Source organism: Spiractinospora alimapuensis (assembly GCF_018437505.1).
In the GTDB taxonomy this organism is placed as follows: domain Bacteria; phylum Actinomycetota; class Actinomycetes; order Streptosporangiales; family Streptosporangiaceae; genus Spiractinospora; species Spiractinospora alimapuensis.
The window spans coordinates 427,294-439,509 of the sequence record NZ_CP072467.1 but is presented as its reverse complement, the minus strand read 5'-3'; the positions used below and the strand labels follow the sequence as shown (position 1 = coordinate 439,509).

At 70.1% G+C, this 12,216-nt stretch carries 11 protein-coding genes; 7 read left to right on the top strand and 4 right to left on the bottom strand.

All coding sequences use genetic code 11. From position 1 onward, the window contains the following. The first annotated feature begins 41 nt into the window (after positions 1–41). The 3 genes from J4H86_RS01890 to J4H86_RS01880 all read left to right on the top strand — a co-directional run bounded on the left by J4H86_RS01890 (position 42) and on the right by J4H86_RS01880 (position 2,789). The gene (locus J4H86_RS01890; RefSeq protein ID WP_236541463.1) at positions 42–404 is read left to right on the top strand and encodes a hypothetical protein; all 363 of its coding nucleotides are present in this window, start codon (positions 42–44) and stop codon (positions 402–404) included. Between the two features lie 60 nt (positions 405–464). Further along, positions 465–1,100: a TetR/AcrR family transcriptional regulator gene (locus J4H86_RS01885; RefSeq protein WP_236541462.1), complete on the top strand. Its 636-nt coding sequence runs from the start codon at positions 465–467 to the stop codon at positions 1,098–1,100. Between the two features lie 111 nt (positions 1,101–1,211). Then, positions 1,212–2,789, top strand: a complete 1,578-nt coding sequence (locus J4H86_RS01880) for an MDR family MFS transporter (protein ID WP_236541461.1) — start codon at positions 1,212–1,214, stop codon at positions 2,787–2,789. 33 nt (positions 2,790–2,822) lie between these two features. On the opposite strand, the gene J4H86_RS01875 is transcribed toward J4H86_RS01880, so the two are convergent. Then, entirely contained in the window at positions 2,823–3,623 is an 801-nt protein-coding gene (locus J4H86_RS01875; RefSeq protein ID WP_236541460.1) for a TetR/AcrR family transcriptional regulator, read from the bottom strand. A 93-nt stretch (positions 3,624–3,716) separates the two neighbouring features. Here J4H86_RS01875 and J4H86_RS01870 point away from each other — a divergent pair, with 93 nt between their 5' ends. Beyond that, positions 3,717–4,904 carry an epoxide hydrolase family protein gene (locus J4H86_RS01870; RefSeq protein ID WP_236541459.1) on the top strand — a complete coding sequence of 396 codons (1,188 nt, stop codon included), beginning with the start codon at positions 3,717–3,719 and terminating at the stop codon, positions 4,902–4,904. A gap of 25 nt (positions 4,905–4,929) precedes the next feature. Here the strand turns inward: J4H86_RS01870 and J4H86_RS01865 are convergent, their stop codons facing one another. Continuing rightward, positions 4,930–5,328: a pyridoxamine 5'-phosphate oxidase family protein gene (locus tag J4H86_RS01865; protein WP_236541458.1), complete on the bottom strand. Its 399-nt coding sequence runs from the start codon at positions 5,326–5,328 to the stop codon at positions 4,930–4,932. 39 nt (positions 5,329–5,367) lie between these two features. Then, a complete protein-coding gene (locus J4H86_RS01860) occupies positions 5,368–6,855 on the bottom strand; it encodes a serine hydrolase domain-containing protein (protein ID WP_236541457.1) in 1,488 nt (495 codons plus the stop codon). A gap of 76 nt (positions 6,856–6,931) precedes the next feature. Between J4H86_RS01860 and J4H86_RS01855 the strand changes: the two genes are divergently transcribed. Both J4H86_RS01855 and J4H86_RS01850 read left to right on the top strand, forming a co-directional pair. Continuing rightward, positions 6,932–7,609, top strand: a complete 678-nt coding sequence (locus tag J4H86_RS01855; RefSeq protein ID WP_236541456.1) for a TetR/AcrR family transcriptional regulator — start codon at positions 6,932–6,934, stop codon at positions 7,607–7,609. 123 nt (positions 7,610–7,732) lie between these two features. After that, complete coding sequence (locus tag J4H86_RS01850; protein WP_236541455.1) at positions 7,733–8,494, top strand: class I SAM-dependent methyltransferase; 762 nt, start codon at positions 7,733–7,735, stop codon at positions 8,492–8,494. A gap of 9 nt (positions 8,495–8,503) precedes the next feature. Here J4H86_RS01850 and J4H86_RS01845 read toward each other — a convergent pair whose 3' ends face one another. Further along, the gene (locus tag J4H86_RS01845) at positions 8,504–9,157 is read right to left on the bottom strand and encodes an NUDIX domain-containing protein (protein WP_236541454.1); all 654 of its coding nucleotides are present in this window, start codon (positions 9,155–9,157) and stop codon (positions 8,504–8,506) included. 189 nt (positions 9,158–9,346) lie between these two features. Here J4H86_RS01845 and J4H86_RS01840 point away from each other — a divergent pair, with 189 nt between their 5' ends. Then, entirely contained in the window at positions 9,347–11,800 is a 2,454-nt protein-coding gene (locus tag J4H86_RS01840) for a PEP/pyruvate-binding domain-containing protein (RefSeq protein ID WP_236541453.1), read from the top strand. Positions 11,801–12,216: the final 416 nt, after the last annotated feature.

Sequence of the window (12,216 nt, the reverse complement as noted above, 5' to 3'; positions counted from 1 at the left end):
GCACCTCTACAGTGACGATCCCGATCTCACCGCGTCCGACCTTGACCGCGACCTGGCGGGGTCCCGACCCCGGCGCGTCACTCGGCGCGACGGTCGTCGACCACCAGGGTGAAGTGGACGGGGAGTACTGGCGGCTGGTGACGGCGTTCTCGGTGGGTGAGCCCGGGGAGTACACCGTCTTCTGTGGCGATCCATCCGACGGACAGCGCTACGCCGTCGCCCACGGCGAGGACGGCGCGGCGACGACGGCCACGATCCTGTCCGTGTTCGTCGCGGGCGGTGCTCCGGTGCTCCTCGGCTTCCTGCTCGGCGCGACGGTCGAGCTGGTGACCCTGACCCGCCGGCGCCGCCTTCGCGCCCATCTCCTCCGCCAACGCACGGGTTCTCCGCCACCGCACCGCTGAGGTGCATGTCACGCACATATTCACTACGCGCATGTTTGCAGTTTCTGCAATAATTTGGGTGTGACGGTGAACGACGCCCAACCGGGACTGCGGGAACGCAAGAAACGCGCCACCCGCCTGGCGATGGAACGCGCGGCGGTCGAGCTCGCGATCCGGGACGGATTGGACAACGTCACCGTCGACGACATCGCCGCAGCGGCGGACGTGTCGACCCGCACCTTCTTCAACTACTTCTCGTCGAAGGACGACGCCCTGGTGGGCAGCGGACCACCCCGCCCGGGACCACAGGCGTGGCAGCGGTTCGTCGACGGAGGCCCCAGCGGGGATCTCATCACCGACCTGAAGGTCTTCTTCTCCTCCGCCATGGACGAGGACCCGCGCGAGGTGCGGGTCTTCCTGGAGGACATGCACCGCCGCAAGGAGCTACTGGAACGCGAACCACAACTGATGCCGCAGGTCATGGCGGTGTTCGCGGCGATGGAACGCTTCGTCACCGAATCGGTCGCCGATCGTCTGGGGGACGACCCCGACGACGTGCGTCCGCAGGCGATCGCGATGATCGCCACGGGTACGGCGCGGCTCGCGATGCGGCGCGCCGCGGCGGAGCCGCACTCCGGCGCCCAGGAGTTCACCTCCCTGTTCGAGGAGACGTTCGCGACCGTGCGCGCGGCCTTCTCCACCGCCGACGGCCCGTGACCGTCGGCGGTCCCACACTCCGCTCGGCACATCCCCCGTCCTTGACCCGGCCGTCCCGGCCCCACGTCTGGCCGCCGCGCGACCAGCCACGACGACGTAAGTAGGGCGTTCATGACTGCTACCGACCGGCCCACGGACTCGCCACCTCCCTCTCCGGAGCCGGATGGCCCGGGGACAGGGCTGCCTCGGCGGCGGATCTGGTGGATCTTCGCCGCCGTGATGTTGGCGATGCTGTTGGGCGCGCTGGACCAGACCATCGTGTCCACCGCGCTGCCCACGATCGTGGGCGAACTGAACGGGCTCGAGCACCTGTCCTGGGTGATCACCGCCTACATGCTCGCCGCGACCATCGGTATGCCGATCTACGGCAAGGCCGGCGACCTCTTCGGCCGCAAGCGGGTGTTCCAGTTCGCGATCGTGGTGTTCCTCGTGGGGTCGGTCCTGTGCGGGATCGCCCAGGACATGACGCAGCTCATCGCCTTCCGCGCGCTGCAGGGGCTCGGCGGCGGCGGATTGATGATCAGCGCCCAGGCGGTGATCGCCGACGTGGTGTCCCCGCGGGAGCGAGGTCGCTACATGGGTCTCATCGGTGGCGTGTTCGGTCTGGCCTCGGTCGCCGGGCCGATCCTCGGCGGGTTCTTCACCGACCACCTGGACTGGCGGTGGATCTTCTACATCAACCTGCCGCTTGGCGCCGTCGCCGTGCTGGTGATCGCCCTCGTGTTGCCCGGCAGCCCTCGGCGTGGCCCCCGGCCGCGGCTGGACTACCTGGGCACGGTGCTCCTGGCCGCGGCGAGCACCTGCGTGGTCCTGTTCACGAGTTGGGGCGGATCGGAGTACGCCTGGTCCAGCCCGGTCATCGTGGGTCTGGGGGTGGGCACCGTGGTCACCGCCGTCCTGTTCGTCCTCGTGGAGCGCCGTGCCAGCGAGCCGATCATCCCGCTGAGCCTGTTCCGCGACCGTGACTTCGTGCTCGCCAGCGTGATCGGGGTGACGGTGGGGATCGCGATGTTCTCCGGGGTCGCCTACCTGCCGACGTTCCTGCAGATGGTGAACGGGGTAAGCGCGACGGCCTCCGGACTGTTGATGTTGCCGATCATCGTGGGGATGCTGACCGCGAGTATCACCACCGGACGGCTCATCACCGCCACCGGTCGCTACAAGATCTGGCCGATCCTCGGCACAGCGGTGACGGCCGTGGGGATGACGCTGCTGTCCCGCATGGACGCCTCCACCCCCTACCTGTACAACGCGACGGCGATGCTGGTCCTCGGCCTGGGCGTCGGCATGATCATGCAGAACCTGGTCCTGATCGTGCAGAACACGGCGCCGCCGGAGCACTTGGGAGCGGCGACGTCGGCGTCGAACTACTTCCGTCAGATCGGGGCGTCGTTCGGGATCGCGGTGTTCGGCTCGATCTTCGTCTCCCGTCTGAACACCGAGGTGGACTCGCGGGTCCCGGGTGGGTTCGAGCTGGAGGGCGGAGAGGCCGGCCTCAGCTCGTTGACGCCGGAGGCCCTGCGCAACCTTCCCGACGCGGTACAGGACACCATCGTGGGGAGTTTCGCGGGGGCGCTTCCCCCGGTGTTCCTCTACGCGGTTCCGCTGCTGGTGTGCGGCTTCGTGCTGAGTTTCTTCATTCGGGAGAAACCGTTGGCGACCTCGGTGCGCACCACGACCTCGGAGTAACCCTCCGGGAGAGGGCTAACCGGGGGCCACGCCTCAGGTGGCTCCGGCGTTGTCGCCCCCACCGGCGGCGATGAGCTGGGCGACGCCGTCGAGGATGCGGTTGAGGCCGAACACGAACGAGCGCTCGGGATCGTGGGCGGTCGCGGTGGCCTCGCCGACGTGCTGGCCGACCCGTGTGGCGAGAGGGAACCGCGTAGGGTCCAGGACACGCCGGAGTTCGGGTTCCCACCGCCGCCACCACTCCTCGTCGTCGTGCGCGCTGGCGAGCCGCGTGCGCGTCCTGGCCTCGGCGGCCCGGGCCGAGGTTTGGGCGTGGCCGACGACCAGGGCGACGACACTGTCCATCTGAAGGTCGTCGAGGCCGATTCCGTCCACCGCGGCGAGTTCGGAGTCGTACTTGGCGGTGGTTCCCGGCCCCAGCGTTGGCCGGCTGGACACGTCGACGTCCAACAACCACGGGTGGCGTCGGTACAGGTGCCAGTTCTCCCAGGCGACGAGGTCCAGCCGGTCCCGCCACCCGGGGAGGTCACGCGGGCTGGACTCGCGGTAGAGGGTGCGGTGTGCCGCGTCGACCATCAGGTCCACCAGTTCGGACTTGCCCGGGACGTAGGTGTACAGCGACATGGCGCCGACGCCCAGCGAGTCGGCGAGGCGACGCATTGAGACCGCGTCGATCCCACTGGCGTCGGCCTCACGCAGCGCGGTCTCCACGATCTCCACGAGACGCAGCGCGGGCCGGGGGCCGCGGGCCCGGCGCACGGGTGTCTCTGGGTCCTGCCACAGGAGTCGCAGACTCCGAACCGGATCCCCCGCCCCGCTCTGGTGGCGTGCCATCGCGAACTCCTCCTTGGTCGACGGAATATCTCCGTACCCCGTACGTTATAGGGTCAAGTAATCTCGTACGCCGTACTATGAATTGAGGCGTCTGTGTCCCCACACCAGGACGACACCCGAATCCACCCGTTCACGTTGGCCGTCGAGGACGGAGAACTCCACGACCTCGCCCAACGGCTCGACCGCGCCCGCTGGCCGGACCCTGCACCGACGCCCGACTGGAGCCTGGGCGTCCCGCTCGACGAGCTCAAGCGGCTCACCCACCACTGGAGCACCAGCTACGACTGGCGCGCCTGGGAACGCCGGATCAACGACCTACCGCAGTTCACGACCCAGATCGACGGCGCCACCGTGCACTTCCTGCACGTGCGTTCCCCCGAGCCCGACGCGACGCCGCTGGTCATCACGCACGGATGGCCCAGTTCGATCGTTGAGTACCTCGACGTCATCGGCCCGCTCACCGACCCCCGCTCCCACGGCGGCGACCCGACCCAGGCGTTCCACCTCGTGGTCCCCACCCCGCCGGGCTACACCCTGTCCGGCCCCACGCACGAGATGGGATGGGGCGCCGAACGGGTCGCACGGGCCTGGGCCGAACTCATGCGTCGCCTGGGGTACACGCGCTACGGCGCGCAGGGCGGGGACTGGGCGACGTGGATCTCCCGTGAACTGGGGATCATCGACCATGAGCACGTCATCGGCGTCCACACCAACGGCCTCATCTCCTGGCCCTCGGGGGACCCGGGCGAGCTGGAGGGGCTGAGCGACGCCGAACAGCGCCGGATGGAACGCGTGGACTACTACATGCGGGAGCTGTACGGGTTCAAACTGATCCAGTCCACTCGTCCCCAGACCTACGCCTATCCCATGACGGACTCACCAATAGGGCTGCTGGCCTGGATCGCCAACGTGTTCCAGGAGTGGACCGACGGCCCGGGACTGGGCGAGGTGTCCCGGGACGCGCTGTTGACCAACGTCATGCTCTACTGGCTCACCCGCACCGCGGGCTCCAGCGCGCGGTCGTTCGTGGAGTCGCCCGACACTCCCGACCACGCCGCGGAGGAGGGGGTGACGATCGCCGAACCCACGGTTCCGATGGGGGTCGCGGTGTTCCCCGCCGACATCGTGCGCCCCATCCGGAGGTTCGCCGAGCGGGACAACCCCACCATCATCCACTGGACGGAGTTCCCCCGTGGGGGGACCTTCCCGGGGCTTGAGCACCCCGCCGACCTGGTGGGTGACATCCGGTTCTTCTTCGCGCGCCTGACCACGCCGCGGTGAGCGGATCGGCCGAGGCCGCGCGGTGTCACGCGTTGCCCTTGACCCGGGTCACGGTGATCTCGATGACGACCCGGCGGGGATTGTCCCGCGGCGGCTTGTAGCGGTCGGTGTAGGCGGCCTCGGCGCTGGCGACCTGTTCGGGGGTGTCGCGGACCACCGCGCGCCCCTCGAGCGTCGACCAGCGCCGGCCGTCCACCTGACAGACCGCGACCGGAGCGCCCTCCGCGCCGGCGTTCGTGGCGACCAGCCGCGCCTTGAGCGAGTCGCCGCTGGTGATGACCCGGGCCACGCCGCGCGCCACGTCGAGGGTCACCCCCACCGGCACCACGTGCGGAGTCCCGTCGGCGCGCAGGGTCGTCAAGGTCGCCAGGTGGCGCTCCGTCCAAAACGCCGCGAACCCCGGTCCCCGTTCCTCCAGGTTCATACCGCTCCTACTCCCACGAATCCATGTCCGATTCGCACTCTAGACGGCCCCTCGAGACCGCCGCGCCCGGGTCCGAACGACCGCCAGCGCGATCCGCAGGCCCGCCACGCATATCCCCGTCGCCGCGATCGCGACGAGCAGCCAGCCGATGTCCGGGGTGAACAGCAGTATGGTCCGCATTCCAAAGCCCGCCCAGGCAGGGAAACCCACCACGGCGAGCCAGGCCACACACGCTGCGCCCAGCACCCATGCGAGCGTTGGCGCCCAGACGCGGCGCGCCGGTGCGGGACCTTCTCCTTCCGCCGAGCGAACGCCCAAGAGACGACGGACCGTGTCCACGGTGAGAGCCGCGCCGGTGACGACGACGGTGCTCAACGCCACCAACAGCCACCAGTAGGCCGGGGCCGACGCGGGCACCTCGCCCGTCCCACCGGCGAGAATCCGCGCCGCGTTGAGTCCGACCGACACGACTTGGTCGTCCAGCAAATCGCTGTAGGCGTTCTGCAGGACGACGAGCCCGTATCCGGCCTCCGGCAGCAACACGACGATGGCGTGGTAGCCGCTCACGGCCCCGCCGTGCCAGTAGGTGACGGTACCGAGGTCCTGATTTCGACTGTCCTCACGCCATCCGAGTCCATAGGACATCGAGTCGCTGAGCGTGATGGCACCCTCGTGCGCCTCGGCCACCTGTTCGGCCTCGAGGAGACGTTGGCCGCCCACCTCCCCTCCGTTGAGGTGGACGGTGGCGAAGGCCGCGAGATCCTCCACGGTCCCGCCCATATAGCCCCCGTAGCTCGCGCCGGCCGGGTCGTAGGGTGCGTCGAAGGCGACGGGTCTGCCGAAGGTGACCCGGTGGCCCGGAGGGAGTCCTTGTCCGTCGGAGTCCTCGATGATCACGGTGTCCATCTCCAGCGGTTCGAGCACCGCGCGGCGCAGATAGGACGTGTAGGACTCGCCGGTGACCGCTTCGACGATCGCCCCGATGATGAGGTAGTTCACGCTCGAGTAGGTGTGGGCGACTCCTGGTTCGGATTGGGGGGCGATGTCCGCCAGGTCACGCACCGCACGCTCATAGGGGTCGCCAATTTCGTCGAAGCGGTCGGTGAGAGGGGTGTCTTCCGGGAATCCACTGGTCTGCTCCAGCAGGTGACGCACGGTGATACGGGAGATGTCGCTCGGACCGGCGAGGTCGAACTCGGGCAGATAGCGACGCACGGGCGCGTCCAGTTCCACCTGGCCGGACTCGACCAGCGTCAACACCGCGGTCGAGGCCACGGGTTTGGCGATCGACCCCCACAGGAACGGGGTGTCGGCGGTGACCGGGGCGTCGTTGCCGTCGTGCCCGAACGCGCCGACGCGCTGCGCGCCGTCCGGGGTGACGACGGCGTAGGCCAGTCCGGGAACGCCGGTGTCCGACAGCGATTCCTCCAGTGTGGAGTCGACCCTGGAGAGGAGGTCGTCGTCGACGTCGGGTGGCGCCGCCGGTACGGCGAGGAGGAGTGCCACGAGTGCTATGGCGCCGCGCATGGAGAGGATCATGACGCCCCTATAACCGTATTGGGATATTGGAATCCGCATAACCATACATTGATACGGTTATGTCATGCCACGCGTCGCCGACCATGAACTCCGTCGCGGCCAGATCACACGGGCCGTTCGCACTGTCGCCGCGGCCAGGGGGTTGCCCGGCGTGACCGTCGCCCGCACCGCGGCCGAGGCGGGGTTCTCCGTCGGCCTGGTACAGCACTATTTCCCGCACAAGAACGACCTGTTGCGCTGCGCCTACACCCAGGCGATGGCCGACGTGGAGGCTCGTGCCGGCCAGCACATCGCGGCAGCGCCCGCGCACCGCCGTTCGATCCGCGAGGTCGTGGCGGAAAGTCTCCTGGAGCTCCTGCCTCTGGACGATGAACGCTGGGGGGAACAGCGTGTGATGCGCGCGTTCGGCGGGCTCGCGGCCGATGATCCCCAGTTGGCGCGCACCGCCGCCGACACCGGGCGGCGGATTCGTACCCGCCTGGCCGTCGCGATCGCCAACGGTGTGGAGTGCGGTGAGGTGGATCCGGACCTCGACCCCGAGCGGGCGGCGTTGCGTCTCCAATCGCTGATCGTCGGTTTGGCCAGCACCATGTTCGATGTCGGCAACAGCGGACCCGCCTCGGTCGGGGGGCCGGCGGCCGGCGCCACGGGTGAGCTCTCCTCCATGGCCGTGTCCGCTGTTTGGGACGCGGTGGGCGAGGTGTTCCCTGGCCGGTGCCACCAATACGCGGACCGGGAGTGACGCGCCGGCGCGCCGGGTCGGAACGGCCGGGCGGTCCACGCTGGAGGTTTGACCGCTGGGGGGCATCCGTGCCTAGGGTCGAGATTCGACCGCACCCGATCGGTTCCCCGGGAGGGATGGCTCGTGCACGACGCCGTCGCCGCGCACTACGAGCATCTGGCCGACGACTACGACGGAAACTGGGCGCACAGTGACGCCTACGTGACCTGGATGAACGACCGTATCGCCCAGTGGCTGCGGGTTCGGCCCGGCGACCGCGTCGCCGACATCGGGGGAGGGACGGGGCTATTCGTGCGGGGGTTGCTGCCCTCGGTCAGCCCGGACACCCCGCTACTGTGTGTCGACCCCTCGCGCCACATGCTGGACCAGGTGCCCGCCGACCCACGAATCCGCACCGTCCACGCCGGCGCCGAGGCGGTCGCCACGGGCGCGGCCAGCCTTCCCTACGACCAGGTGGAGGCGATCCTGGTCAAGGAGACCATCCACCACGTGAGCGACATCGCCGGAACCATTCACGGCCTGAGCCAACGCCTGGCCCCCGGCGGGCGGCTCCTCGTGGTGAGCCTGCCGCCCCGGCTGGAGTACCCCCTGTTCCAGGCGGCCCTGGACCGGTTCGCCGCGAACCAGCCCGAGCCGGAGGATCTCGCCACCGCGATGCGGGCCACTGGGTTGGACACCGAACTCCGCTACGAGGAGTTCGACGTGGCCGTGGATCGTGAACACTACATCCGTCTCGTCCAGCACAACCGATGGATGTCGGTGTTGTTCACGTTCACCGAGGATGAGCTGGCCGAGGGCACAGCCGAGATGCGCCGCGCGCACCCCGAGTCGATTCTCCGCTACACCGACCGCTTCGCCTTCGTCCAGGGAACGGCACCTGGGTGAGGGGACGCGTCACCACCAGTTGAGGAGACTGAAGGGACGCCCGGCACGGTAGTTGGCGATCGCCGCCACCGTGCAGGCGATCGTTTCCTCGGGCAGCGCGTCCAACGGGAACCACGAGAGCGCGTCGTGCTCGTGGGGTTCGGCGTTGGCGGGCTCTCCGTCCCACGCGGTCGCGGCGAAGACGAACACCACCCGGTCGGAGTCACTGCGATAGTGGGTCACGTGGAGGAAGCGCAACCGTTCGGGGTCGACGCTGACCGCGAGCGTCTCCTCGGCCTCCCGGACGGCGCGCAGCACGACCGACTCCATCGCACGTAGCCGACCGGTGGGCGGGCTCCACATCCCGTCGCAGAAGCCGGTGTTGGCGCGGCGCACGAGCAGCACCGACTCCTGGGCGATGAGGAGTACCTGCACGTCGACCACGGCGACCCAGCGCGACGGCCCCACCACACCCAACGCCTCGTCGATGTAGTCGTCGATCGTGCCGAAGTCGTCGACGACGTCCATGTCGGGATGGACCGGGACGGTCGGGTCCTCCGCCCCCAGGAGGACCGGCCACTCCGCGTCGCCCGGGTCATCCTCCTCGTCGTCCTGGTCGTCGTCGGGGACGAAGTCGGCGTCCCACGCGAGCGGGTCATCGTCCCCAGCGGCGCCGCGACTCATCCACCACCGTCCTCGTCCCAACCGTGCGACCGGCCGCGCCCCATCATCGGCGTGCCCCGGAGGCGCCGCCATCGTTTCGCGAACAGTCGGCCATTATGGTCAGTTTTGGCGACGATCAGGGCGGGGGAGAATCCTCGGCGCACGTCGCCCGGCGCGCCCGAGGACACCGAACAGAGACGAGGTCCCGCCATGGACGTGATCCCACTCGCCGAGGCCCGCGCGAGCATGCTGGACCTGGTCGGGGGCAAGGCGGCGCGACTGGGGGAGATGATCCGCGCCGGGGAGCGTGTGCCCGATGGTTTCTGTCTCACCACCGAGCCGTTCCGACGGGGTGAGATTCCGCGTGAGGCGCTGCGTGCCGCCTACGCGCGGCTGGGGGAGGACACGCCGGTCGCGGTTCGCTCCAGCGCCACCGCGGAGGACCTGCCCGAAGCGAGCTTCGCGGGCCAACAGGACACGCTGCTGGACGTGGTGGGCGTCGAGGCGTTGCTCGACGCCGTCCAACGATGCTGGGACTCCCTCACGGGCGAGCGGGCCGTCGCCTACCGCCGCGCCCACACGATCGACGACGCCGCGATGGCGGTGGTGGTGCAGCGCATGGTGCGCCCCCGCGCGGCCGGCGTCCTGTTCACCGCGAACCCGTTGACCAACGCACGCACCGAGATGGTGGTCGACGCAGTCGCCGGGCTGGGCACGGGCGTGGTGGACGGCGCGCGGGACACCGACCACTACGTCCTCGGCGAGGACGCGCTCGGCGCGACGTCGGGGTGTCTGGGCCGCGAGGACCTCGCCGTGCTGCGCGCGGCAGGTCAACGTCTCCAACACCTCTTCGGTGCTCCCCAGGACGCCGAGTGGGCGATCGACACCGCCGGGACACTATGGCTGCTGCAGTCCCGCCCGATCACCACGCTGTTCCCGCTCCCACCGGCCAAGGACGCCGACACCCACCTGTACTTCCACGTCGGACACATGCAGGGCCTGGTGCGGCCGGTCACCCCGATGGGGATGTCGCTCCTGCACCAGGTACTGGTGGACTGGCTCGCCGGTGTCGGCGTGAGCATCACCCGGGCGCAGGCCGCGGACGTGATGACGGCGGTCGGTGGACGGATGTACGTCGACCTGACGCCGTTCCTACGCGACCGGACGACACGAGACCGGTTGGGGCCCTCCCTCAGCGCCTACGGCCCCACGGCCGCCAAGGCGGTACGGCACGCCCTGTCCGATCCACGGTTCGCACCACGGCCGGGACGATCCGTCCCGTGGGGGCCGAGTCTCCGGGTCGCGGCGTCGCTGGCCGGTCCCCTGATCGCGGGCACAGCCGCCGCACTGGCCCGCCCGGCCCACGCACGCGCGAAGGCGTTCGCGTCGATGCGCCGAACGCGCGACCGGATCGTTCCCCTGGGTCCGACCGTCACCGCTGAGCGGGAACTGCAACGCGCGACCGGGATCGAGGTGGCGTTCATGCGCGTCAGAATGGGGTCCCTGATCCCGCCTCTGGGCGCCGGCATGCTCGCCCAGCAGGTCCCACGACTGTTGCTGCGCGGCGTCGCCGACACCGCCGAGATCTCCGCGGTGTTCCGGGGGATGCCGCACAACGTCACCACCGAGATGGACCTCGCGCTGTGGGAGGTGTCGCGGCGCGCCGCGCAACACGGCGACCTGCTCCGGGACACGCCGCCCGCCGAGCTCGCCGAACGCTATCTCGCCGGCACTCTCCCGGAGTTCGGGCTGTCCGGATTCCTGCGCACCTATGGGCACCGGGCGGCCGGTGAGGTGGACGTGGGCAACCCGCGATGGCGGGAGGACCCCACCCCGGTCCTCGCGGCGATCGCCGGCTACCTGCGGGTGGAGGACCCGGAGCAGGCGCCGCCCCGACGGTTCGCCCGCGCGGCCGAGGAGGCCCAACGGCACGCGGCGACGCTGGTACGTCGGGCGGGCCGGACCCGCCCGGTGCGCGCGTGGTTGGCGGGGTTCTTCCTCCAGCGCGCACGGGAGCTGGGCGGCCTGCGGGAGTTGCCGAAGTTCGTGTGGCTGTACGCGTTGGCCGAGTCGCGTCGATCCCTGCTCGCGGTGGGTGAGCGGTTGCGGGACGCGGGTCGGCTCGCCGAGGCCGACGACGTGATGTTCCTGGATCTGACCGAACTGGGGGAGATGGTCCGGCACGGGGTGGATCATCGGGCGTTGGTGGCCCAGCGGCGTGCCGTCCACGCCCGCGAGTCCCGCCGCCACTACGTCCCCGGAGTCCTGCTCTCCGACGGGACCGACGTTGAGGCCGAACTGGCGGCGCCCGACGCGCCGGAGGGAACCCTGGTGGGGATGGCGGCGGCGCCGGGTCGCGCCACCGGCCCGGCGCGGGTGGTGCGCGACCCACGTGGCGCCGAGGTACGCCCGGGGGAGATCCTGGTGGCACCCACCACCGACCCGGGCTGGACTCCGCTGTTCATGACCGCGGCGGGGCTGGTGACCGAGACCGGGTCGCCGATCGCGCACGGACCGACGGTGGCGCGCGAGTACGGGATCCCGGCGGCGATCTGCGTCCGGGACGCGACGACCCTGATCACGACGGGCGACGTGATCACCGTGGACGGTTCAGCGGGCAGGGTGGAGTTCGTCCAGGATCCGCAGGCGAGCCCCCGCGTCTGAGGAGGCTCAGAGTCCCCACGACGGTGCTAGCCAAAGCCACGCCGTGGCGCTCACGGAGTTCGTCGTCGCGAGCCAGGTGGTGAACCCCGCGCTAGTGGCGGTGAAAGCAGGATCCACGAAGGCCGTGGCCCAGAGCCACCCTCCCCGACGGTGGCGCAGGAGCGCGACGACCACGGGGTCGATCTCACGATCGAGTACGGGGCCGGTCGGCGCACCGTCACCGACCGGCCCCGCCCCACCACACGCACCCTACGGCGCGGGTCACCGGTAACCTCCCGGCCGCCACGCGTTGGCTCACCCGGGTGTGGTCGTGTCCGGTCCGCGGCTCGCCGGCGCCGCGTCGCGTGAACGCGGCGAAGGACACTGGCCCGCCCTACCCCCGTCGCGGTCCGAGAACACGTCTGGTTCAGGCCCGC